The following is a 20,456-nucleotide window of genomic DNA, read 5'->3' on the forward strand; positions in this document are numbered from 1 at the left end:
ATGCATAACCTCAAGTTAACAGAATGCATCTGTCGGCTTGCATTCAACTGTCGGTAACTTATGCTAAGCGGGTTAGAAATAACGGCCGGCAGCGCGCCGGTGATAATAAGACAACCTGATTAAATAACTAGCTTCTCACCACATGAGGGGGGTACAACGTGAAGTTACTCAGAGGTATATCAGCCTCGCGGCTGGTCTGTATCGGCATGGCGGCGACACTCGTCGCGTTGTTCGGTACGGCAAATGCGAATGAATACCTGCAGTCGGCAGTGCAGAAAGGCTCCAGCCTGACACGCAATGCCGCGATGCAGTCCGGAAATGAGCGTTCACGCAATTTCCTCAAAGCGGTACGCGGTGAAAACCGGGCGACACGTGGCGGCACCCTTTGCGCCGGTGGCCTCCCCAACGGCTCACCTGATGACGGTGAGGAGTGCGACGATGGCGATGACAGCATGCCCGGCGACGGTTGTACTGCCTGTACCATCGACGCCAACTCAGACTGTACCGCAGCGATTGCGGAAATCACCACGGCCAATGCCGTTGCTGACGGCAGCTTCGAACTCAATGACGGTTCGTGGGATCTTTCCAACCTCAGCTCGGGGCCGTCAGGCAATCCTGAATTCAACACGGATGCTTTCGACGGTGAGAACCTGATTCGCCTTGTATTTACGACCGACCCGGCTGGCCTGCAGGACAATTTTTCACAGACAGTATCTATTCCGGCTGACGCCACGATGCTTGAATTCGCGTGGTGGGGTGTCTCCCTGAACGCACCGGCATGCGGCGAAGTCGGGACAGAACTGCGGGTTGCAATTAACGGTGTCACGCAGTGGAGCAACGTCACAGACGACCCCATGGTCTGTGAATCGAGCTTTACGTATGCCTGGCGGCCGATCAGCATCGACGTCTCCGCGTTTGCCGGCACCGACGTGTTACTCGACATTCAATATGATTTCGTCGTCGGAACGTCAGTGAACCTTTTCGTTGATGATTTCCGCATCGACATACCGCTGGAAGAGCCGATTCCGGCAGTGCCCAGTAACTGCTATGTCGGTGTCTGCGGCGACGGCATCGTCTCCAGCGATGAGATCTGCGACGATGGCGACGACTCTGTTGCCGGCGATGGCTGTACTGCCTGTGTGCTCGATGAACTGTCGCATACCTGCTTTAACACGCTGGTCGACACCGGCTTTGACGTTGCCTCCGGTGCACTGCTGCGCGGCGATGACATCATCGACGGCGGCCTGGAACAGGGCGGCCCGAATCCTGACTGGGCCGAAACCGGTACGGTTTTTGATCCGATCTGCTCCGAAGGTTCCTGTGGTGCAGCGCTGGCTAACGACGGCGACTTCTTTGCCTGGTTTGGTGGCGTGGCTGCAGCCAACGCCCAGACCCTGAGCCAGGAAACTGTGATCAGCACAGGCGCTTCGACGCTCGAGTTCGACCTGCTGGTCGGTATTTGCGACAGCACTGCTGACGTGCTGCGCGTCAACATTATCGACGACGGCGGCGCGAGCAATACGGTGTACGAGCGCTTCTGCGCAGAAACCGGCGTGTACCTGCGCCAGGTAATCGACCTGACGACAGCACCCGGCGGCCCGTACAACACTGGCGGAACCTACACGGTTGAGATTGCCAGCGAGACGTTTGCCACCAATGCCGGAAACTCGAATCAGTTTGTCGACAACATCGCCATCAGCTACGACCTGGCGACCGAACGCGCCCCGCTCAGCACGGTGTGCGTCGAGCAGGACACGCTGTGCGAAACCCCGGCCGGACGTGGCCCGGGCGGATTGCCCGAACAGTTCAACGACGGCACGCTTGGTGTGATGACCACTTTCGAGGCGGGCACTTTGTCCGGACCCAATACCTGGACAACCTCTGCCGACCAGTGGACCGCAGTTGGCGACCCGAGCGGCTGCGGCACGGCTGACTTATCTGTGGCCAACTGGCCGGGCGGCAACCTGATGGGTACCTCGGGTGAGGTGGCCTGCGCCGACTCTGACGGTGGAGCCGAGGCGCTGGCCGCTCCGGATGCCGAGGCCGCCTGCCTCGACGCCGCAGACCCGACGGCTGCATGCCAGACCCGCACCTGGTTGTGCACGCCATCACTCGACCTGTCGTCGACCACCTCGCCGATCCTGACTCTGATGGCGCAATACGACACCGCGACTCAGGACTTTGACACCGACAGTGAGCAACTGCGTATCCTGGTCGGCAATACATTCCCGAGTGTCTTCTCGATGGGTAGTTATGCGGCAACGATTGCCGATCCGGAAGGTAATATTCTTCTGGGCAGCCTGATTCCGGACGAGAATTCGACCACCCTGGTCTCGCAGATCCCGGCGCCGACCTACATCGTCGACCTGCACTCGTTCGTCAACCCGGATCCGGGCCTGGTGCTCAACAACGCAGCCGGTGACCCACTGATTGATCCGATTTCGGGAGAGAACGTCAAGTTTGGCGATGAGTCGATCTATGTCTGCCTCGAGTACGCCGGCGTATACTCCTGGTTCGCCCAGGTAGACAACGTCGCACTGCGCGCAGATGACTGTGCCATCGGTGATATGGATCGCGACCGCGTGTCGGATGCTGTTGATAACTGCACTGAAGTTGCCAACGCCGACCAGAACGATACCGACCTCGACGGTTTTGGTAACCGGTGTGATGGTGACTTTGACAACGACTGCACCACAGGTCTGAACGATCTGGCCGCATTGCGCCCCGTCTTCCCGTCTTCTGCGGGCGACGGTGTGTATGAGAATCTGCCGCAAGCGGATCTCGACGGTGACGGCGCCATCGGTCTGCAGGATCTCGCGATCTTCCGCGAGCTGTTCCTGCTGCCGCCGGGGCCGGGTTCTGCTGATTGTGTGCCGCCGGCAGTGGCTGGCAAGCCGACGCCTCGCAACAGGAGAGCGGCTCGCTAAGACAGCCAGGTACTTTTGTACTACTAACAGACCCCGCTTCGGCGGGGTCTTTTTTTGCCTGTTTCACACGCAAATCATCAGTGACCAGATTCGACATAAGCACCCGGGACCGTGCGCAAACACCAGCGCGACGCCTGTGACGCCCTGTTAAGCATCGTCTTTAAGTAAAACTGCGCTACCGGTTATCCACCGCTGCGGCCCGCTTATCGCGTCAATGCGGCGCCGGCCGGGCTTTTGTGATTTGTCTCTCAGTGCCGTTGCGCCGTCCTCTCTAGACTGCGCCGCATGAACAAATCGCGCGGTTTTACCTTAGTCGAACTACTGTACACAATAGCCATCGCCGGCCTGCTGATGGCCGTTGGTGTGCCGACTTTCACCACCACGATGCAGAACGGCGCAATGACCGCGTCGACCAACAGTATCGTCACGGCACTGCTCGCGGGCCGCTCCGAAGCGGTCAAACGCCGTTTGCGGGTCACCGTGTGTCCGGCCGAGCTGGTGTCCGGCAATCCGGCCTGCACCGCCGACGGCACGAACCTGCTGGTATTTACCAATACGGCCGACGACGCCACCTTTAACTCGGCCGCCGGCGACACCGTCGTGCAGTTCCAGCAGTGGGTGCGTGGCAAGGTGACAACCGCCTCAACCAACCTGCCCGGCTACGTGTCTTACCTGCCGTCTGGTTATACCCGTCTGGTCGGCGGTGGCCCGATCGCCGGCGACCTGGTGTTTTGCGATGCCCGCGGCGACAGCTTTGCACGCGTCATGAGCATCTCCGCCACCGGCCGTCCACAGGTACGCAAGCGTGCCGACGTGCCGGCAGCCCCGGCCTGCCCGACCTCCTGAGGAACCCATTGATGAAGAACAATCAAGGCTTCACCCTGCTGGAAACACTGATCGCCCTGGTGGTGTTGTCAGTTGGCATGCTTGGCATTGCATCGTTACACGTCGAGGGGCTGCGTAACGGTCGCACTGCGACGCTGCGCACAAAGGCGATGACCCTGGCCACCGACATGGCCGAAAAAATGCGCGCCAACCGGATTGGCGCTCAGGCCGGCAACTATGTCAGCGCCGCCGCTGATGCTGGCGCAAACAACGACTGTGCCGACGATCTGGTTGGCAATCCCACTGTGGCCTGCACCCCTACGCTGATGGCCCAGCACGACATCTGGCTGTGGAAACGCAAGCTGGTCAACGCACAAACCGGCCTGCCCGGTTCACCAACGGGCGTGATTATCAGCGATGGCGCCGCAGCGCCGACTTTCACAATAACGCTGAACTGGACCGAGAACGGCGTCGCCGACACCGTCTCGCTGCTGGTGCAGCCATGAGGAACCCAATGCCTGCTAACAATCTTGGTTTCAGCCTGGTCGAACTGCTGGTAGCAATGGCCATCGGCGTCGTACTGGTTGGTGGCGCGCTCACAGTGCACATCCAGAGCCATGACGCACACACTTTTGCAGAGCGGATGGCGCGCATCCAGGAGAACGGCCGCTTTGCCGTTGACACGATTTCGCCGGACATACGACTTGCCGGGTTCTGGGGCCGCACGGAAAAAGCCGGCTCAATCTCCCGCCGTACCGGCGATGCGCTCAACCCGATGCCGGCCGCCATGACACCGGCCAACGACTGTTACGCGGGTTATTTCACCAATGTTACACGTCGTATCGAGGCAGCCAACGAGGACCAGCTGGGCGCGGCCAATCCGTTTGCGGCCTGTATTCCTGATACCGCGAGATTGCCGGGCACGGACATACTCGTCGTTCGACACGCCGCGGCGACAGCTACTGCCCCTGCAAACATTGTCAACGGCAGGGTCTACATCATTTCAAACGCGCTAACAGCAGAACTTTTCGTCGGTGGCCTGATGCCAATACCGGCTGGCTATGGCGCTGCCGACACGATTCACGAAGTTGAGGTCAATGCCTACTATGTCAGCCCCAACTCCTCCGCCGGGGTCGGAATTCCGGCTCTGAACCGGCTCGAACTCGGTGACGGCCCGCTGCTGGTCAACCAGGAACTGATCTCCGGTGTCGAGGACCTGCAGGTGCAGCTGGGTATTGATACCGATGGCACCGGCTCGGTCAACAGCTACGTAAATCCCGGCAGCGCGGCGATCGCCGGCGCCACCATCATCGCCAATCGCGCCTGGGTACGAGTGCGCGGCGAGCGTGTCGACCTGGACTATACCGATGGTGCCACCTATGAGTACGCAGACCGGCAGGTTGAACCGAATGACAGTTTTCGGCGCATGCTGCTGTCCAAAACGCTCCGCATTCGCAATGGACTTGGAACATGATCAATCGAAATAACCCCATCAACCAGCGCGGTGCCGCACTGGTGGTTTCACTGGTGCTGCTACTGGTCCTGACCATCATCGCAGTGGTAGGCATGAGCACGGCTACGCTGGAACTGGCCATGGCAGGCAACATGCAATTCCAGAACAGTGCGTTTGAAGCTGCCGAATCCATTGTCGAAGCGGAGCTGACACGTAATGACCTGGTGCCGCTCAATGCACCGGGCACCATGCCGATTATTGCCGTCAACACCAATCGCGATTTCCGCGATCCCGACAACGACTGGGTGGCAACGGCGACGGCTACCACTAATTACCTCGGCCTGACCGGTGTTACCGGCTGGCAGCTGGGCGGCGCGACTTCGTTTGCCGCATTTCATTTCGAAACCAACGGTGTGGCAACTGCGGCCAAGGGTGCCGCCGCCAGTCACCGCCAGGGCTACTACGTAGTCGGCCCAAGCCTTTAATTTGTGACATTCGGAGAACACGACATGTTGAACAAACTTCTCATATCCCTGTTGCTGGCACTCGCCATGGGCACTGCCTCAGCCGGAAAAATGGTGCTGCTCGAAGAAGCAGCAGAATTCGACACGCTCAACGTGCGTGTCTCGAAAAAAGGCAAGGGCACGCTGAAAATCAAGCGTTGCGACGAGTGCGACGAAGTCCGCCTGAAGATTACCCCAACCACGCAGCTGCGCGTGGGTGACCAGGTACTTCCGCTGGACGCACTGAACCGGGCAACGCTACGAAGCGGCACGGTGTTCTATCGCGTCGAGAGTGGCGTAGTCACCCGCATCGTTGCGATGCGCTGAGCAAGATTTCCTGAAAGAGGCATAGATATGTTTAGTAAATGGCAAAAACTCCGCATGGTGCTGACCGGGTTTGCCCTGGGCGCCCTCGCCGGCCAGCCGGCTCTGGCCGACGATACCGAGATCTTCAAGGGACTCTCGCTTGATTCAGGCCAGCCCAACGTGCTGTTCATCATTGATACATCAGGCAGCATGGGCTCGAAGGTCGACTGGGAGGTCCCCTATGAGCCTGCCACGGCCTATGACGGCAGCTGCGAAACCAACAAGGTCTACTGGACCACCGGGACGACACCGCCCAACTGCTCCACCAACCAGTGGGTCTGGGCCGACTTCTTCGTCTGCCAGGAAGGCAACGAGGCGCTGGCCAGTTCGGGCTTTTTCACTGACCGTATGCAGCAGTACGAAGATGACAACAAGCCCGACAAGCGTGTTTGGAATAACCTCGACGAAGATGAAAACAGCTGGATGGTCGAGTGTAAGGCAGACACCGGTCGCCACGGCGATGGCTCGAGTAACATCGAGGTCTATGCCGCTGAAGAGGAATTTGCCCCCTTCTCAATCCAGGTAACCGGGCCCACGCACGTCGTCTGGGATGACGAGCCAAACTACACCGTATATAGCGGTAACTACATGAATTACATCAATAATCCCAGCAACTACACGGTCAACCGGCTGGACGTTGTGAAGATCGTCGGCCGTAACACGCTAAGCCAGACATCCAACATCAACGTCGGCATGATGCGTTTTGACCGCTGGGGCCGCGGCGGCCAGGTGACCCGTGCGGTTGCGCCGATTGCCACCGAGTTCACACCGGTTACGAACGCCCTTGATGCGTATGATGATGGCGGCTCGACACCGCTGTCAGAAACCATGTATGAAGCAACGCTGTACCTGCGCGGCGACAAGATGGACTACGGCGCCGACGCGCGTGGTAATGGCGGCACGCTCGAGCCCAGCACCGGCGATGCGACAGTCGGGGACGATTACAAAAGCCCGATCGTTAACCAGTGCCAGAAAAACTATGTGGTGCTGCTGACAGACGGCGAACCGACTTCCGATACCGGCGCGAACACCAAGATTGCCGGCCTGCCAGGCTTCGAGGATGCTACCGGGCAGACTGCGTGTGTGGGCAACTGTCTTGATGAAATGGCAGCCTACCTGCAGAATTCTGACCTCAATAGTGACCTCCAGGGCACACAGAACGCCAACGTGTTTACTATTGGTTTCCACACCGATCAACAGCTTCTGCAGGATGCAGCAAACCGTGGTGGCGGGACCTATTACAAGGCCGATAGCGCTGACGAGCTGGCCACTGCGTTTACCGAGATTCTCGATAACATTATCGAGCGTGACAGCACCTTTACCGCCCCTGCTGTTGCGGTAAACACTTTCAACCGCCTGACCCACCGTGATGAGTTGTTCATCTCGATGTTCCGGCCCGCCCAGGAACCCCACTGGCCGGGCAACGTCAAGCGCTACCGTCTGGATAACACGGGTGGTGACAAGACCATCTATGATGCAACCGACCGGCCGGCAATCAACCCGGACACCGGCACGTTTTACGGCGACGCCAAGAGCTACTGGACGATAGGCGACCCGGATGGCTTCGACACGGCCGCCGGTGGCTTTGCCAGCCGCCTTCATGCCAACAGAAACGTGTACACCGTTACCAGCGGCGCAACTGCAAACGTCGCGCTGGCTACTGCTGCCAACAGGGTTCACGAGGATAACCTGGCACTCACGGACGTGATGCTGGATGTTCCGGCCGCCGAGCGCACCGAGCTCCTGCGCTGGGCGCGCGGCGTCGACGACCTGGACCAGCCCTTGGAGATACTTGGCGACCCGCTGCATACCCGCCCGGTTGTCATGTCATGGGGCGGCAGCACCACGGATCCGGACCTGACGCTGTTCTACAGCACCAACGATGGCTATTTCCACGCCGTCGACCCGACCGCGAGTGCGGCTGAAAACATGGAGCTGTTTTCGTTCATACCGGCTGAAATGCTGTCACGGCTCGATACCCTGAAGGATAACCGGCGCAATAATCCGCCCAAGTTCTATGGACTGGACGGCCAGATGAGCTACCTGATCTACGGTGACAACGGCAACCGCGTCGTGGACGCAGGCGAGCGTGCCTTTATCTACTTTGGTATGCGCCGAGGCGGACGCAACTACTATGCGGTTGAGGTCACCGACCGGGCCAACCCGCGCCTGGCATGGACAATCGAAGGTGGTCAGGGCCTGTTCGGCGAACTTGGCCAGACCTGGTCGGAAATGACCCCGGCCAAAGTCAAGATCGCCGGCAACGTCAGGGACGTACTGGTATTTGGTGGCGGCTACGATACTCGCCAGGATGCGACCGGCGCCAGCGTCGAGGACAATGTCGGCCGGGCTATATACATGGTCGATGCGCTGACCGGCAGCCTGTTGTGGTGGGCATCAAACTCCGCTGACAACCCGACTGCCAATCTCAAGCTCGATGCAATGACCAACAGCATCCCGTCAGACCTGCGGGTCATCGACATGAACGGCGACAACCTGCACGACCGCATTTACGTTGGCGATACGGCCGGCCAGATGTGGCGCTTTGATATCAATAACGCGGCCGGCCCGAGTGGCCAGCTGGTCACCGGCGGCATAATCGCCGACATCGGTAGCGACGGCACTGCAGGCAACCGCCGCATCTACTACCCGCCAAGCGTGGCGCTGGTGGCTGACGACTACATCGGCAGCTTCCTCTCGGTATCCTTCGGCACAGGCCATCGCGCCAACCCGGTAGGTACAGCCGGCGCCGATATTACCGATCGCTTCTACATGCTGCGTGACCCGTTCGTGTTCGCCCCGGCGCGTGACACAAACGGCGATGTAACCTACTACTCGGCGAGCGATGCTGACTTCTACGACGTGACGACCAACCTCGACCCGTCTACGGACCAGCTTGCCGGGTTCAAGGGCTGGCGCATCACGCTCGACACGAAAGAAAAAGTGCTGGCGAAATCGCTCACAGCGGACGGCCGTATCTTCTTCACCAGCTATGTGGCGGAGAACCCGGGCTCGCTGACCTGCAACCCGACTGCGGCACTGGGTGGCGCCCGCGCCTACTCTGTTGCCATCGGTTCAGGATCACCACGTCTGATCGGCGACCCGTACGACCCCAATGGCCCGACCGGAAACCCGGACTGCGACGGCCGCTGCGTGCCGACACAGGGCCCGATACCGCCGGAACCGGTACTGGTATTTACCGAGCCGCCGGAGCCAGAGCCATGTCCGCCGGGTGAAGTGTGCGCCGTCGACCCCTGTGACGGTATCGCCGACGTCGCCATGGTAATCGGTACCGACGTACTCGACCCGGCCATCTGCACATCGCCGGTCCGTACCTACTGGTATGCCGACGGCGATAACTAAAGCCGAATTCGCCGCCCGCCGACTGGCGGGCGGCGTTATTTTTACGAGGAAGCAAGATGCATAAATCGCAACGTGGCGTAACCCTGATCGAACTGGCAATTGTGGTCACCATTATTTCTATCCTGGCGGTGATCGCTATACCCAGCTACCAGAATCACATGCGTCGCTCGCATCGCACTGATGCAATGTCAGCCCTGCTTCGCCTGGCTGCCGAGCAGGAAAAGTATTACTTTGCCAACAGCCGTTACGGTACATTTGCAGAACTTGGCAGCCCGACTACCGAACACGGCTGGTATACGCTGGCAGTTACCTCCAACGACGCCAATACTTTTGTCGCGACGGCAACAGCGGCCACCAGCGGGCCACAGGCTGCCGACACCACCTGCAAGACCTTCGTCCTCACAGCCGCCGGCGTTCGACTCGCTTTCGATTCCGATGCGCTGCCACAGGATCTCTGCTGGAGGTAACCCCCCCCTGCAGAAGCTGAACAGCCGGCCTCATGCCAGTCATGACGCCGGCTTTTCAATGCACTAATATCGTGCGCTTCCAAAGGAGCGCACCCGATGAACCTGTTCAGCCTGCGGCACGCCTGTGTGCCATTGTTATTGTTGGCGGCCACCCTTGCCAGCGCTGCAACTGAAAGACCGAAAGTTGGCCTGGTACTCAGTGGCGGCGGCGCTCGTGGCGCAGCGCACGTAGGCGTACTTAAAGTTCTGGAGGAGTTGCGGGTACCGGTTGATATCATCACCGGCACCAGCATGGGCGCGGTAGTCGGCGGGCTGTACGCCATGGGCTATAGCGCGGATGAGCTTGGCGACCTGGTCAACGAGATCGACTGGAATGACAATCTTGACGATGATCCGGGGCGCTCTGCGTTGTCGTTCAGGCGCAAACAGGACGACCGCAGTTTCCTGGTCGACTTTGATTTGGGACTGCGCCGCGACGGCGTGCATCTGCCACTAGGCCTGGTGCAGGGACAGAAAATGAACCTGCTGCTGCGTGCAAGAACCCTGCCAGTTGAGCATATCGACGATTTTGACCAGCTGCCGATCCCGTTTCGGGCGGTCGCGACGGACATAGAAACCGGTGCCCCGGTAGTGCTGGGCAGCGGCGACCTGGCAACGGCAATGAGAGCCAGCATGGCAGTGCCGGGGGCGTTCGCACCCGTTGACTACCAGGGCCGGCTACTGGTCGACGGCGGTGTTTCCAACAACCTGCCAATCGACGTCGCCCGATCACTTGGCGCCGACGTCCTGATTGTTGTCGACATACAGTTTCCGCTGCTGGCTCGCGACGAGTTGCGATCGGCGGTCGATATCACCGGGCAGCTGCTGACTATCCTGGTAATCCGTGAGTCCAACGCGCAACTTGCCACGCTGTCCGATCAGGACATCGTCATCGTCCCCGACCTGGGCAGCATGGGCTCGACGGATTTTGATCTGGCGCCGCAGGCGATTGACGTGGGTGCCGAGAGCGCATGGCTCGAGGCGGCGGCGCTGGCACGGCTGAGCGTGCCGGAAACAGAGTATTCGGTTTTCGCCGCGACCAGAAAGCAGCAACACCGGCAACCGGTAATATCCGATATTCGCGTGACCGGTACTGATTCTGTCAGTGAGAGCATACTGCTAAGCCAGCTGGACATAGAACCGGGTCCGGTTGATCTGCAGCGGCTCGACGACAGCATCAGCCGCCTCTACGGCATGAATACATTCCAAATTGTCGATTACCAGATCGTTGATGAACCCGATGGCAGCGCCGGACTCCAGGTCACGGCTATCGACAAGTCCTGGGGGCCGGCTTACCTGAATTTCGGCGCGCGGCTCGTCGACGATCTCGATGGCGCCAGCAGCTACACACTCGCCGCGCGGTATACCCGGACCGGCATCAACAAGCGTGGCGCTGAATTGCGCAGCGATTTGCAGGTTGGTACAAACCCGCGGCTGTTTTCCGAGTTCTACCAGCCGCTCGACCGGCACTGGCTTTATTTCGTTGCTCCCCAGTTAGACCTGCAGCGAATACAGACAGACCTGTTTGCCGACGACAAGCGCATCGCCACACTACAGCTGAATCGTGCAGCCGCCGGTCTCGACTTCGGCCGCACATTTGGCAACTGGGGCGAGCTGCGTCTCGGACTGTGGCGCGAAACAGGGCGCATCAGTCGCCGTGTTGGCACCGACGACCCTGATCCGAATTCATTCGATAGCGGCAGCATCCGCCTCCGTTTTGTCCGCGACATGCTGGACGACGATAATTTCCCGCGTACCGGCTGGCGCACCCAGCTTGGCTGGGATGGCTTTCGCTCCGGGCTGGGCGCCGATACCAATCGTGATCGTGTAGCTTTCAGTTCGCTGTGGGCAGCCAGTCAGGGGCGCGGGACCTGGGTGGTTGCCGCCCAGGCCGGCTCGAATCTGCGGGCGACCGGTGAGGTGCAGGACCTGTTCGACCTGGGTGGCCTGTTCCGGTTGTCAGGCTTCCGCAACGGCCAGCTGCGTGGCCAGCATTTCGGTGTGGTGGACCTCGCCCACTACCGGCGGCTCGACCAGGCCACCGCCTTTGGTGTCCCAATCTATGCCGGTGTCTCTGTGGAGCTGGGCAATGTCTGGGATGACTCTGACGCGATCGGTTTCAGTGACATGCGGCTTGCCGGCAGCGTGTTTCTCGGCCTCGATACTTTTATCGGACCGTTGTACCTGGCCTACGGCATCGCTGAAGGCGGCCGCTCAGCAGCTTATTTCCAGCTCGGCCAGGGATTTGACTGAATCGCGCCGGTCTAGAGCTGATCAAGAGGAATTTTCAGATAGCTGACGCCGTTACTTTCGGCGGGTGGCTTTTGTCCGGCTGAAATATTGAACTGGACTGACGGCAGCAGAAGACGCGGCACCGGCAAGCCGGCGTCGCGCTCGCTACGCATGGCGACAAATTCCGCCTCCGTTACACCGTCATTTACATGGATATTGTCGCGCTTTTGTTCCGCTACGCTGACCGCCGCACGCGGCTCTTCTCCGGCGGGCGGATAATCGTGACACAGGTACAGCACGGTTTCGGGCGGCAACGACAACAGCTTGCGGATTGACTGATACAGACCGGCTGCGTCGCCACCCGGGAAATCGCACCGCGCGGTCCCGTAACCCGGACTGAACAGGGTGTCCCCGATGAAAGCTGCTCCTGGAAGCAGCAGGCTAATGCTGTCATTGGTGTGACCTGGTGTGGCCATCACTTCCAGACACAGTTCACCCAACCTGATTTTCTCCCCTTCCTCGAGCAACCGATCAAACTGGCGACCGTCAGTCGGAAACCGCTCACCGAGGTTAAAAAACCTGCAAAAAGTCTGCTGCACCTGGCGAATGCCGGTGCCTATCGCAATCTGCCCGCCTACGCTGGCCCTGACATGCTGCGCAGCGCTGAGGTGATCTGCATGGGCATGTGTTTCAAAAATCCAGTCGACCACCAGATTGTTGTCACGCACATAACTGATCAACGCATCAGCAGCAATGGTACGAGTCCGACCGCTGTCAGGATCGTAATCGAGCACCGGATCGATAATCGCTGTGCGCGATGAGGCGCTACATGACAGTACGTGCGTCCAGGTCGACGTCTCAGGATCAAAAAAACTCTTTACCTGGTGCGGCATTCAGGGACGCCGCCGGTCGGCTTCCTCAGCGCATGACACGCACTGGTCGGAAAATGGCAAAACCTCCAGCCGGCTCCAGGGGATTTGCTCGCCACATGCTGCACAGCTGCCGTAATCGCCAGCGTCAATGCGTGCCAGCGCGCGGCTGATCTGGCGCAATTCGATACGCCCCGCTTCACCGAGTGCATCCAGTACTTCTTCATGTTCGCGCTCAACCGCCTGCTCGGCAAAATCCGAGCTCAGTGGCCCGGCTGTATGGCGCACATCGTCAGTAATGGCCTTGACGCGTTGCTGCAGTTCGGCACGTCGCTCCAGCAAGACGCTGCGTATCCGGTCCAGTTCGGCACTCACCGGCGGCTCCAGGTAAAACTTCCGTACAATCAACGTACTGCACAGGGAAGTGCCCGGTCAAGCTCAGGCCACAAATCTAGTCAGACGCGGCTGGCCACAACCCTTCAAGTACCAGCTCATTATAGCTGACTACGCCGACCACCTTGTTGTTGCGCATTACCGGCGCCGAGGACAGGCCGAAGTGCTCGAACAGGCGGGCGCAGTAACGTATGTCCATTTCGGGTCGTACCGAGACCACCGGCTTGGCCATGATCTCGTAAACGTTGACCCGGTCCGGTGATCGGTCGCGGGCCAAAACCTGCTTTGCGATATCGGCCAGCAGCACCAGACCGATCTCGTCGTCATCATGGCGCTTGCTGACGATCGCCATCGCCGACCGAGCTTCTTTCATTTTTGTCAGCGCATCGGCAACAGTCTCCATGCCGTCCACCACTACATAGGCGCTGCGCATGACTGCCTCAACACGTTGAATGTCTCGTTTAGTCATATTCCCCTCCCACCTGCTGGGCCAGGCTCTCGGCCTGGTGTGCGATACCTACGGCATCTTCAACATCAATCTGGATGGCAATACCGGTCCCGGGAGCTGACTCGAACTTCCCCACGTCGCCGATAGTCTCAAGAATATGCCGGCTGCGATGTTCTTCCACCAGCAGCAGCAGCACATCACGCTGTGTCTCCAGCGACAGGCCGAAAAACGTCCTGTTTGGCGTCAGCCCCTCGCCCCGCGCATTTGTTACCACTGTCACGCCCGTGGCGCCAGCCTCCCGCGCGGCGTTGATTACCGCATCGGTATGCTCGTCATCGACGAATACCACCAGTAATTTGAAGTGCATCAGCTTTCCTCCACTACAGTTTTTTGTCCTGTTGCTCTTCCGCAGCTTCCCGGTCGCGCTTTTTGCGCCGTTCGCGTGCGGTCAATGTTTCCGTAATCTGCGCGTACGCCATTACCGAGATAATCGGGAAAAGGCTGGCAAACGCTATAAGACCAAAACCGTCAATAAGCGGGCTGCGCCCGGGCACGCTCTCGGCCAGGCCGAGGCCCAGTGCGGCCACCAAAGGTACAGTGACGGTCGAGGTTGTCACACCACCCGAATCATAGGCCAGCGGGATAATCATGCGTGGCGCGAACACTGTCTGAATTACCACCACTATGTACCCGGTAATAATAAAATAGTGAATCGGTGCACCGACTACGATCCGCCATGAACCAACCATGATCGCCAGCCCCACCCCCAGGGCAACCGCGATCCGCAGACCCCAGGGGCCGACTGCGCCACCGGATACTTCGTGCGCCTTTATTGCAACGGCGATAAGGGCAGGCTCGGCGATGGTCGTAGCAAAGCCGATGGCGAATGCAAACAGGTAGACCCAGTAATAATCGGCCCAGCCCGCTGCCGCGCCGATAAATGCCGGGTCCGTGAGCTGAGCCGCCATACTCCGTCCCAGCGGAAACAGCGCCTCCTCGAGGCCCATCAGGAATAGCGCCAGCCCGAGCAGCACGTAGAAAAAACCCAGCATGAGGCGGCGCAGGTTCGGGATACGCCGCCGCAGCACCAGCACCTGGAAACCGATAATTATTGCCGCAATGGGCGCGATATCGCGCATGGTACCGACGAGTACGCCTAGTGCATGGGAGATAAATTCGCTCATCGCAGCATGCCAAAGCCCATGACAAATATCATTGGCGTCAGAGAAGCAAAGGCAATCAGGCCGAATCCATCGAGCATCGGATTACGCCCGCGAATGGAACTGGCCAGCCCAATACCCAGCGCTGTTACCAGCGGCACGGTAATGGTGGATGTGGTTATACCGCCGGAGTCATAGGCAATACTGATAATTTCGCGTGGCGCAACCGAAGTCATAATTACGACCAGCACATAGCCACCGATAATCAGGTACTGGATGGGCCAGCCACGCAAAATCCGCAAAACCCCGATAACGATAGCAATACCCACAGAGAGCGCTACGGTAAGACGCAATTCCAGCGCGTAGCGCGACATCGTTTCGTCGTCTGCCGCTATGAACTGCGCTTGTGCGGCAACTTCTGCCGCCTCTCCGGCAATAGCAATCAGTGCAGGCTCAGCGATAGTTGTGCCAAAACCCAGGGCGAAGGCAAAAAGCAGCAGCCATAGCACGCTACCCTTACGCGCGAATGCATGGGCCATCGACTCGCCCAAAGGAAAAAGGCCGATTTCCAACCCCTGGATAAACAGGCTCAGTCCCACCAATACCAGCACAAAACCGACCATAATCCCGACGAAGTCGGGCACCGGCTGACGCAGTATTGCAACCTGGAAAAAGCCGACAACCAGCACTATCGGTGCCAGGTCGCGCAGGCTGCCGAACATCGAACTGGCGAACTGCAGCACAGATTTCATTGTTTATGGATGCCGGGCTTCAGTGTCATGTCTCCCATTCACGCGGATCGACCGCGAAATACCGTGCCAGCGCGCTATACAGACGGCGGTGCTGGCGCTCCAGCTCGTTTGGCGTCGAAAAAAATGCTTCTGCAGCTACCGCGAAAAACTCGCTTGGCTCGGTCGCACCATACGGGTCCAGTGCTCCGGTTTCGTAGTCACCGTCGCGGTGCCGTTGCTGCATTTCCTCGTACTCAGCCGCAAACACCTCCGCCCAGGCACGCTGTGCGGCGGCATCAGCAATCGGCGGTGACCCGGCCATGGCACCGTCCAGCGCATCGAGCTGATGGGCAAATTCGTGCACGATCACATTACCAACAGCAGACCGGCCAGATTCCGCATCAATATCTGCCCACGACAGAATTACCTTGCCGTGTGACCACGATTCGCCGCTCAGCGCCTCACGGCCGGCGGTTACAACGCCGTTTTCGTCCTCGTGTTCTTTATGCACCAGGAAGGCGTCTGGATAAATCAGTATCTGCCGCAATGTCGGGTACGGGATCGATGCGCCAAGGCTCATCAGCGCCGCCCACGCAGAGACCAGAACCCGCATCTCTTCTGTAATCTCGAGCCCGTTGCAGCCAACAAAACACTTCTCGCTAAGGAAGACCTGCATCTGGGCCAGCAATCGCGCACGGATTGTCGGGCTCATCCTGGCAAACTGGGGCATGCGCCGGCGCAACAGTTCTTCCCAGTGATCCGGGGGCGTACCCGCGCTGCGGACACGGTCGATTCTGGCGCGGCGCCAGCGTGGAGCCAGCAGCAACCACGCGACGATTACGCCCGTTGCGAGCAGAGCAACGATCAGTACGAGCTTGGCGATCACTAGTCGCCAGCGACTTCTACGACGACCTCGGTGCGGACAGAATTAGCAATAAAGCACTCTTCGTGCGATCGATCGTGCATTTTTCTTATCGCCGCCGCATCCGGTTGACGGTCACCGCTGAAGTCGATGACAGGCCGGAGCGTCACGCGGGTCACGGCCAGCTTGCCATCCGCGTTTTTTGCCAGCACGCCGGTTGCCTCATCGCGGTAGGCATCTACGACGAACCGCTTTTTGCTGGCCAGGGCCAGGAACGTGAGCATGTGGCATGACGACAGGCTGGCGACAAATGCCTCTTCAGGATCTACGCGCGCAGCGTCGCCGAGAAATCCCGGCGCAGACGATGCTGCCACCTGGACAGATTCAAAATCCCAGCTGTGGTCACGATTGTAGTCTGCATAGTCGAATGAATCTGTTTGTCGACGCCAGACTATCGTCGCTTTGTGTACGGACATGGATCCTCCCTGTCCCTGTTTAAGTTGGTCATGCGATAATCGTTTGCATTATAACCAGCTGATGTTTGCAAAAGTTAATAATTTTACCTTTATGCCAGGCCGCGACGACCGCACTATTAGGCCATGAATACTGCAACAACCATGAACAGCCCCGCGCCCAAACGCCGCTTCAGCGGACTGCAGGTCCTGGGTATCGTCTTTTTGGCCATTCTGGTAACGGCTCTCATTACCGCATTTGTTCTCAAGCGGTACCTGTGGCCATCAGAATTCCGGCCAGTCGAACTCAACCAGAAAGAAGAGCAGGTGCTGGAAGGCAAACTGCAGCGCCTGCAGAGCCTGGATGGCAATGTTGCCGTTTCGGGGGGCGACCCCCTCGTTGTGGAGGCTTACAGCGAAGATGACGCGAAGCGAGAGATATTTTTCGAAGAGCGTGAACTCAACGCGCTGATCGCCCGCAATACCAACCTGGCCAACAGGCTTGCCGTAGACCTGTCCAGCAACCTTGCCAGTGCGAAGCTGCTGGTACCGCTGGCCGATGATTTTCCTGTCATGGGTGGCAAGACTCTCCGCGTTACGGCGGGCGTCGAGATGGCTTTCGAGAACAGTCGTCCGATTGTCATACTGAAGGGCATCAGCATGATGGGCGTTCCGATACCGAATGCCTGGCTGGGTAACCTGAAAAACGTCGACCTGGTGCGCGAATTTGGCGGCAACGAGGGCTTCTGGAAGACGTTTTCCGAAGGCGTCGAGCTGATCGAAGTAAGCGATGGCCGGCTGCACATCAAGCTGAAGGAATAGCCTCGCCCGTCAGACCTTGATCGACACCCAGCCGCGCTGCGACCAGAAACGCAGGAATATCGCCGCCTGCATGATGCGATAAATGCCCTGCATGATCCAGATGCCGACCAGCCCGAGCCCGAGCACGGGTCCGACCATATAAGCGAGCGGCAGGAAAATGGCCCACTGTGTGGTTATCGCGACCACCATGACGCGTTTTGCATCACCGGCCCCCAGCAATGCGTGCATCAGCACCATCCCCACAGCCTCGATGGCCATCGTCGCGCCGACAATGCGCATCGGCAGGCGGCCGACGTCCAAAGTCTGCGCGTCATGGATGAATGCGGTCATGATCAGGTCCGGCACCAGCAACATTGGCAGACCAAGCGCAGTCATCAGCAACACACCGATTTTGGTTACATCCCAACCCCACTGCTCCGCATCGACTGCATCGTCACGACCGAGCGCCTGCCCCACCAGGGTCGCGGCAGCCAGCCCCAGGCCAAGTCCCGGCAGTATTGCTACCAGGGTGACGTTTATCAGCACGTTGGCCGCTGCCAGCTCGCGCGTGCCGACCAGACCGATAATCCAGTAGGTGGCTACAAATCCGGTGGAAAAAAACAGCTGCTGCACCCCGGACGGCAAAGACAGACGCAGCAGGTTCCAGGTCTCGGTGCGTGACGGCAGCCCGTGCAGGAAACCCTGCGGCCGCAACTGGCGCCAGCCGAGCGTGAGATAAATGATGGTGCCAAGCAGTGTCGACAACGTGGTTCCAAGACCGGCACCAGTGGCACCCAGCTCCGGAGCCCCGAACTTGCCAAAAATGAGCATGTAGTTCAGCAAGATGTTGCAGACGTGCATCACTATCAGGGTGGTCATGTAGACCGATGAGCGGTCAATGGCATTCCAGAAGCCGCGAAAAGCGAAATTCATACCGACAAATGTGATGCCGGCAAGACGCATCTGCAGGTAAGGCACGCCAGGTTCGATTACTTCGGGGTCGCCATTGAGCAAGGGATAAAACCAGGGCGCCGCGATGTACAGCAGTACTGATAACGCGGGCGCGACCGCCAGCACCATCAGCAGGCCCGCGTTGAGCGGCCGGGCGGTTTCGCTGAGTTCGCCGGCACCCTTGCGTCTGGCGGACATCGCCTGCACCCCGGTAGAGATACCCAGGATGAGCGCCATGCACATAAAGTTGGCGAAGCCGCCCATGCCGACTGCTGCCAACGCGGCATTGCCCAGCATTCCCACCATGGCGGTATCAACCAGATTGAGGACGTTTTGCGACATCATGCCGCCGATAATCGGCAGCGAAAGTGTCATGATGCGCCGCAGCCGCGGCCGGTCGATCATCGGCGCGCCCGCCACGCTGACGGGCTGACCTCACGCCAACTGGCAAAGCTTTCTTCGTCCAGCGGGTCATCACCCTGCAGATAACGCTCCAGCCAGGGCAAATCATCGAAACCAAAAAACAGCTCGGAGTCTGCCCGTACCGTCGGCACTCCAAACACACCAATGTCTATGGCTGCTGCTGTAGCTTCACGCAACTGTTGCTTGATCTGCGGCGATACGGAAGCCTCGAGCAGCCCGGCATCGTGCCCACTCTCCTCCAGCAGCAACTTCAGGGCCGTGACGCTGCTGATGTCACGCGACCGTGCCCACGCGGCTGTAAACAGCAACTCTGTAACAGCCTCGCGCTGGTCGCCGGGCGCAGCCAGCGCGAGACGCAATGCTGCAAGCGGGTTGAACGGGTGCGAGTGTGGCGCCTGCAGGTCCACGCCCAGGGTGGCCGCCTTGCGCAGACAGTTGCGCACCATCCAGTCGCGCTTTGGCGCAACTTCCGCCGGCCCGACCTGTCCATGCTGCTCCAGCAACGCCGCGAACAACACCGGGCGCAGCACCAGATCTGCCTCATGACGCGCAGCGATCCGACGAATCCTGCACCAGGCCAGGTAGGCGTTTGGCGAAATGAAGTCGTAGAAGAACTCGAGTGCAGCTGGCATCAGGCGCCCTTGTGACGCGGCGAGACGTACATGGTTATCACCGCACGCACCACCACGGTTCCGGCAGTGTCGCTGACCTCGACCGTAACAGGCAGGTCAGCTGCCGTGGCGAAAGCAGGCAACGGATCGATCTTCGCAACAGCGCTTACGTCGGTAGTCGCTTTCGCCAGGTAGTCGATCGACATGCCCTTCGGTATCCAGCGCATGCTGACCGGAACCGTGACTTCGGTCATCGTCCCCGCTACCAGCTCGCACAGGTTGGCCATGGCAATCGCATGTACGGTGTGAATATGATTTTCGACCCGGCGACGCTTGCGGATTCGTGCCTCCGCATGGCCAGGGCCCAGCACCGTGAACAGCGGACGGATCGTCGCGAAATACGGCGCCTTGAAGCACAACGCGCGGGTAAACAGCCAGTGGCCCAAGGGCCAGCGACTGAGACGTCGGTAGAGCGCCAGGACTGGCGGTGTCGTGGTGGCGCTGTTCATAGCGGGCGATTGTAACGGAGCGTAACGCCGCGGTCGCCTGCTTCAGCTGCGATTCAGCCAGCAGACGCTAC

General features: G+C 59.4%; 21 protein-coding genes. 10 read left to right on the forward strand and 11 right to left on the reverse strand.

Annotation, left to right across the window (positions count from 1 at the left end; genetic code table 11):
- Positions 1–158 precede the first annotated feature (158 nt).
- From HKN06_04290 to HKN06_04330, 9 genes are all read left to right on the forward strand, one after another.
- Complete coding sequence (locus tag HKN06_04290; GenBank protein ID NNF60533.1) at positions 159–2,927, forward strand: hypothetical protein; 2,769 nt, start codon at positions 159–161, stop codon at positions 2,925–2,927.
- 285 nt (positions 2,928–3,212) lie between these two features.
- Positions 3,213–3,773 carry a prepilin-type N-terminal cleavage/methylation domain-containing protein gene (locus tag HKN06_04295; GenBank protein NNF60534.1) on the forward strand — a complete coding sequence of 187 codons (561 nt, stop codon included), beginning with the start codon at positions 3,213–3,215 and terminating at the stop codon, positions 3,771–3,773.
- A gap of 11 nt (positions 3,774–3,784) precedes the next feature.
- Positions 3,785–4,258 (forward strand): type IV pilus modification protein PilV, encoded by a 474-nt coding sequence (gene pilV / locus HKN06_04300; protein NNF60535.1) that lies wholly within the window; start codon positions 3,785–3,787, stop codon positions 4,256–4,258.
- A gap of 8 nt (positions 4,259–4,266) precedes the next feature.
- Positions 4,267–5,226 carry a prepilin-type N-terminal cleavage/methylation domain-containing protein gene (locus HKN06_04305; GenBank protein ID NNF60536.1) on the forward strand — a complete coding sequence of 320 codons (960 nt, stop codon included), beginning with the start codon at positions 4,267–4,269 and terminating at the stop codon, positions 5,224–5,226.
- Positions 5,223–5,690 carry a hypothetical protein gene (locus HKN06_04310; protein ID NNF60537.1) on the forward strand — a complete coding sequence of 156 codons (468 nt, stop codon included), beginning with the start codon at positions 5,223–5,225 and terminating at the stop codon, positions 5,688–5,690. The genes HKN06_04305 and HKN06_04310 overlap by 4 nt, the downstream gene beginning before the upstream one ends.
- A 24-nt stretch (positions 5,691–5,714) precedes the next feature.
- Positions 5,715–6,035, forward strand: a complete 321-nt coding sequence (locus HKN06_04315) for a hypothetical protein (protein ID NNF60538.1) — start codon at positions 5,715–5,717, stop codon at positions 6,033–6,035.
- A 27-nt stretch (positions 6,036–6,062) separates the two neighbouring features.
- Positions 6,063–9,437 carry a hypothetical protein gene (locus HKN06_04320; protein ID NNF60539.1) on the forward strand — a complete coding sequence of 1,125 codons (3,375 nt, stop codon included), beginning with the start codon at positions 6,063–6,065 and terminating at the stop codon, positions 9,435–9,437.
- 56 nt (positions 9,438–9,493) lie between these two features.
- Complete coding sequence (locus HKN06_04325; GenBank protein ID NNF60540.1) at positions 9,494–9,904, forward strand: prepilin-type N-terminal cleavage/methylation domain-containing protein; 411 nt, start codon at positions 9,494–9,496, stop codon at positions 9,902–9,904.
- Between the two features lie 96 nt (positions 9,905–10,000).
- On the forward strand, positions 10,001–12,196 hold the full coding sequence (locus tag HKN06_04330) for a BamA/TamA family outer membrane protein (GenBank protein ID NNF60541.1): 2,196 nt from the start codon (positions 10,001–10,003) through the stop codon (positions 12,194–12,196).
- 11 nt (positions 12,197–12,207) lie between these two features.
- Here HKN06_04330 and HKN06_04335 read toward each other — a convergent pair whose 3' ends face one another.
- From HKN06_04335 to HKN06_04370, 8 genes are all read right to left on the reverse strand, one after another.
- Positions 12,208–13,068 carry an MBL fold metallo-hydrolase gene (locus HKN06_04335; GenBank protein ID NNF60542.1) on the reverse strand — a complete coding sequence of 287 codons (861 nt, stop codon included), beginning with the start codon at positions 13,066–13,068 and terminating at the stop codon, positions 12,208–12,210.
- A complete protein-coding gene (locus HKN06_04340) occupies positions 13,069–13,419 on the reverse strand; it encodes a TraR/DksA family transcriptional regulator (GenBank protein NNF60543.1) in 351 nt (116 codons plus the stop codon). It abuts the gene before it with no gap.
- A 76-nt stretch (positions 13,420–13,495) separates the two neighbouring features.
- Positions 13,496–13,906: a CBS domain-containing protein gene (locus HKN06_04345; protein ID NNF60544.1), complete on the reverse strand. Its 411-nt coding sequence runs from the start codon at positions 13,904–13,906 to the stop codon at positions 13,496–13,498.
- Positions 13,899–14,252 (reverse strand): P-II family nitrogen regulator, encoded by a 354-nt coding sequence (locus HKN06_04350; GenBank protein ID NNF60545.1) that lies wholly within the window; start codon positions 14,250–14,252, stop codon positions 13,899–13,901. The genes HKN06_04345 and HKN06_04350 overlap by 8 nt, the downstream gene beginning before the upstream one ends.
- Before the next feature lie 13 nt (positions 14,253–14,265).
- The gene (locus HKN06_04355; GenBank protein ID NNF60546.1) at positions 14,266–15,069 is read right to left on the reverse strand and encodes a DUF1538 domain-containing protein; all 804 of its coding nucleotides are present in this window, start codon (positions 15,067–15,069) and stop codon (positions 14,266–14,268) included.
- The gene (locus tag HKN06_04360; protein ID NNF60547.1) at positions 15,066–15,797 is read right to left on the reverse strand and encodes a DUF1538 domain-containing protein; all 732 of its coding nucleotides are present in this window, start codon (positions 15,795–15,797) and stop codon (positions 15,066–15,068) included. The genes HKN06_04355 and HKN06_04360 overlap by 4 nt, the downstream gene beginning before the upstream one ends.
- Positions 15,798–15,822: 25 nt before the next feature.
- The gene (locus tag HKN06_04365; protein ID NNF60548.1) at positions 15,823–16,662 is read right to left on the reverse strand and encodes a zinc-dependent peptidase; all 840 of its coding nucleotides are present in this window, start codon (positions 16,660–16,662) and stop codon (positions 15,823–15,825) included.
- Positions 16,662–17,114, reverse strand: coding sequence for an OsmC family peroxiredoxin (locus HKN06_04370; GenBank protein NNF60549.1), 453 nt, complete (start codon positions 17,112–17,114; stop codon positions 16,662–16,664). The genes HKN06_04365 and HKN06_04370 overlap by 1 nt, the downstream gene beginning before the upstream one ends.
- A 123-nt stretch (positions 17,115–17,237) precedes the next feature.
- On the opposite strand from HKN06_04370, the gene HKN06_04375 reads away from it, so the two are divergent.
- On the forward strand, positions 17,238–17,912 hold the full coding sequence (locus HKN06_04375) for an arginine N-succinyltransferase (GenBank protein NNF60550.1): 675 nt from the start codon (positions 17,238–17,240) through the stop codon (positions 17,910–17,912).
- Between the two features lie 9 nt (positions 17,913–17,921).
- Here the strand turns inward: HKN06_04375 and HKN06_04380 are convergent, their stop codons facing one another.
- The 3 genes from HKN06_04380 to HKN06_04390 are packed head-to-tail and all read right to left on the reverse strand — an operon-like array spanning position 17,922 to position 20,385.
- Positions 17,922–19,247, reverse strand: coding sequence for an MATE family efflux transporter (locus HKN06_04380; protein ID NNF60551.1), 1,326 nt, complete (start codon positions 19,245–19,247; stop codon positions 17,922–17,924).
- Positions 19,244–19,897, reverse strand: coding sequence for a 2-hydroxychromene-2-carboxylate isomerase (locus HKN06_04385; protein ID NNF60552.1), 654 nt, complete (start codon positions 19,895–19,897; stop codon positions 19,244–19,246). The genes HKN06_04380 and HKN06_04385 overlap by 4 nt, the downstream gene beginning before the upstream one ends.
- A complete protein-coding gene (locus tag HKN06_04390) occupies positions 19,897–20,385 on the reverse strand; it encodes a DUF4442 domain-containing protein (protein NNF60553.1) in 489 nt (162 codons plus the stop codon). The genes HKN06_04385 and HKN06_04390 overlap by 1 nt, the downstream gene beginning before the upstream one ends.
- Positions 20,386–20,456: the final 71 nt, after the last annotated feature.

The organism is Gammaproteobacteria bacterium, from assembly GCA_013003425.1.
GTDB lineage: Bacteria > Pseudomonadota > Gammaproteobacteria > Steroidobacterales > JABDKV01 > JABDJB01.

Bases quoted from the DNA above. Each gene is read 5' to 3' on its own strand.
- HKN06_04295 (NNF60534.1), top strand. From the start codon at position 3,213: ATGAACAAATCGCGCGGTTTTACCTTAGTCGAACTACTGTACACAATA.
- pilV (NNF60535.1), top strand. From the start codon at position 3,785: ATGAAGAACAATCAAGGCTTCACCCTGCTGGAAACACTGATCGCCCTG.
- HKN06_04305 (NNF60536.1), top strand. From the start codon at position 4,267: ATGCCTGCTAACAATCTTGGTTTCAGCCTGGTCGAACTGCTGGTAGCA.
- HKN06_04310 (NNF60537.1), top strand. From the start codon at position 5,223: ATGATCAATCGAAATAACCCCATCAACCAGCGCGGTGCCGCACTGGTG.
- HKN06_04315 (NNF60538.1), top strand. From the start codon at position 5,715: ATGTTGAACAAACTTCTCATATCCCTGTTGCTGGCACTCGCCATGGGC.
- HKN06_04320 (NNF60539.1), top strand. From the start codon at position 6,063: ATGTTTAGTAAATGGCAAAAACTCCGCATGGTGCTGACCGGGTTTGCC.
- HKN06_04325 (NNF60540.1), top strand. From the start codon at position 9,494: ATGCATAAATCGCAACGTGGCGTAACCCTGATCGAACTGGCAATTGTG.
- HKN06_04330 (NNF60541.1), top strand. From the start codon at position 10,001: ATGAACCTGTTCAGCCTGCGGCACGCCTGTGTGCCATTGTTATTGTTG.
- HKN06_04335 (NNF60542.1), bottom strand. From the start codon at position 13,068: ATGCCGCACCAGGTAAAGAGTTTTTTTGATCCTGAGACGTCGACCTGG.
- HKN06_04345 (NNF60544.1), bottom strand. From the start codon at position 13,906: ATGACTAAACGAGACATTCAACGTGTTGAGGCAGTCATGCGCAGCGCC.
- HKN06_04350 (NNF60545.1), bottom strand. From the start codon at position 14,252: ATGCACTTCAAATTACTGGTGGTATTCGTCGATGACGAGCATACCGAT.
- HKN06_04355 (NNF60546.1), bottom strand. From the start codon at position 15,069: ATGAGCGAATTTATCTCCCATGCACTAGGCGTACTCGTCGGTACCATG.
- HKN06_04360 (NNF60547.1), bottom strand. From the start codon at position 15,797: ATGAAATCTGTGCTGCAGTTCGCCAGTTCGATGTTCGGCAGCCTGCGC.
- HKN06_04370 (NNF60549.1), bottom strand. From the start codon at position 17,114: ATGTCCGTACACAAAGCGACGATAGTCTGGCGTCGACAAACAGATTCA.
- HKN06_04375 (NNF60550.1), top strand. From the start codon at position 17,238: ATGAATACTGCAACAACCATGAACAGCCCCGCGCCCAAACGCCGCTTC.
- HKN06_04380 (NNF60551.1), bottom strand. From the start codon at position 19,247: ATGATCGACCGGCCGCGGCTGCGGCGCATCATGACACTTTCGCTGCCG.
- HKN06_04385 (NNF60552.1), bottom strand. From the start codon at position 19,897: ATGCCAGCTGCACTCGAGTTCTTCTACGACTTCATTTCGCCAAACGCC.
- HKN06_04390 (NNF60553.1), bottom strand. From the start codon at position 20,385: ATGAACAGCGCCACCACGACACCGCCAGTCCTGGCGCTCTACCGACGT.